Origin of the sequence: Leuconostoc litchii (genome assembly GCF_008107645.1) — a bacterium.
GTDB classification, from domain to species: domain Bacteria; phylum Bacillota; class Bacilli; order Lactobacillales; family Lactobacillaceae; genus Leuconostoc; species Leuconostoc litchii.
Genome location: NZ_SDGY01000013.1, coordinates 1 through 1,336, shown reverse-complemented (window position 1 = coordinate 1,336; position 1,336 = coordinate 1). Strand labels below are relative to the sequence as shown.

13 tRNA genes are annotated in these 1,336 nt (G+C 51.9%); all 13 read left to right on the top strand.

The features are described 5' to 3' along the window. Positions 1–58: 58 nt before the first annotated feature. The 13 genes from ESZ47_RS09300 to ESZ47_RS09240 all read left to right on the top strand — a co-directional run bounded on the left by ESZ47_RS09300 (position 59) and on the right by ESZ47_RS09240 (position 1,290). Positions 59–131, top strand: a tRNA-Thr gene (locus ESZ47_RS09300). A gap of 7 nt (positions 132–138) precedes the next feature. Beyond that, positions 139–210, top strand: a tRNA-Gly gene (locus ESZ47_RS09295). A gap of 5 nt (positions 211–215) precedes the next feature. Continuing rightward, positions 216–299, top strand: a tRNA-Leu gene (locus tag ESZ47_RS09290). Positions 300–304: 5 nt separating this feature from the next. Next, positions 305–378: transfer RNA gene (locus ESZ47_RS09285), tRNA-Arg, on the top strand. A gap of 68 nt (positions 379–446) precedes the next feature. Then, positions 447–520, top strand: a tRNA-Pro gene (locus ESZ47_RS09280). A 27-nt stretch (positions 521–547) separates the two neighbouring features. Beyond that, a tRNA-Met gene (locus ESZ47_RS09275) sits at positions 548–621 on the top strand. A 13-nt stretch (positions 622–634) separates the two neighbouring features. After that, positions 635–708: transfer RNA gene (locus ESZ47_RS09270), tRNA-Ile, on the top strand. Between the two features lie 24 nt (positions 709–732). After that, a tRNA-Ser gene (locus tag ESZ47_RS09265) sits at positions 733–822 on the top strand. A gap of 25 nt (positions 823–847) precedes the next feature. Next, positions 848–921: transfer RNA gene (locus ESZ47_RS09260), tRNA-Met, on the top strand. 2 nt (positions 922–923) lie between these two features. Next, positions 924–997, top strand: a tRNA-Asp gene (locus ESZ47_RS09255). 20 nt (positions 998–1,017) lie between these two features. Continuing rightward, a tRNA-Phe gene (locus ESZ47_RS09250) sits at positions 1,018–1,090 on the top strand. Between the two features lie 27 nt (positions 1,091–1,117). Next, positions 1,118–1,188: transfer RNA gene (locus ESZ47_RS09245), tRNA-Gly, on the top strand. A gap of 28 nt (positions 1,189–1,216) precedes the next feature. Next, positions 1,217–1,290, top strand: a tRNA-Ile gene (locus tag ESZ47_RS09240). Positions 1,291–1,336: the final 46 nt, after the last annotated feature.

Here is a 1,336-nt window from a genome sequence, read left to right as displayed (position 1 = left end):
CGATCCCTGTAGCGTCCATTGACTTCAAAGTCAAAATTGCCACGTCGGGATAAGCGATGCCGACTTAGCTCAGTTGGTAGAGCACCGCTCTTGTAAAGCGGGGGTCGAAGGTTCGAGTCCTTTAGTCGGCATAATTATGCGGAAGTAGTTCAGTGGTAGAACATCACCTTGCCATGGTGGGGGTCGCGGGTTCGAATCCCGTCTTCCGCTTGTATGCCGGCGTGGCGGAATAGGCAGACGCACAGGACTTAAAATCCTGCGATAGAAATATCGTACCGGTTCGATCCCGGTCGCCGGCATATATGCACCTATAGCGCAATTGGATAGAGCGTCTGACTACGAATCAGGAGGTTGCAGGTTCGACTCCTGCTAGGTGCATAGAGATTGAAGGAATTCAAACTCTTTTTTAAGTTTAAATGGAGCGATAAGCTCTCGATAGACTAATTCGGGATGTAGCTCAGCTTGGTAGAGCACCTGGTTTGGGACCAGGGGGTCGCAGGTTCGAATCCTGTCATCCCGATTGATTAGGGAACTAGTCAAGACAGATCGCGGTGTAGCTCAGCTGGCTAGAGCGTTCGGTTCATACCCGAGAGGTCGAGGGTTCGATCCCCCCTGCCGCGATAGGCTCGATTTAGGACCATTAGCTCAGTTGGTTAGAGCAGACGGCTCATAACCGTCCGGTCGTTGGTTCGAGTCCAACATGGTCCATGCAGGACAAGCAGAACAGATAATGGAGAATTACCCAAGTCTGGCTGAAGGGAACGGTCTTGAAAACCGTCAGGTCGGGAAACCGGCGCGTGGGTTCGAATCCCACATTCTCCTTAGACACAAAGATGTCAAATATTATCGCGGGATGGAGCAGTCTGGTAGCTCGTCGGGCCCATAACCCGAAGGTCGTAGGTTCAAATCCTGCTCCCGCAATTGGTCGCATGGTCTAGCTGGTTAGGACGCCTGCCTGTCACGCAGGAGATCGCGGGTTCGAGCCCCGCTGTGACCGTTCATTGGGAACAATGAGATGGCTCTGTAGCTCAGTTGGTAGAGCAATGCATTGAAGCTGCATGTGTCGGCGGTTCGATTCCGTCCAGCGCCATAGGGAGAGATTCCTAAAGAAAAACTTGCGAATGTAGTTCAATGGTAGAATTCCAGCCTTCCAAGCTGGCTATGCGGGTTCGATTCCCGTCATTCGCTTTGGTCTACGAAGTAGGCGAAAAAAGAAGGGCCATTAGCTCAGTTGGTTAGAGCGCTGTGTTGATAACGCAGAGGTCCCAGGTTCGAGTCCTGGATGGCCCATGAATAAAGCAGCAGGTAGGTGTGGGAAACCACTCCTTTTTTGTTG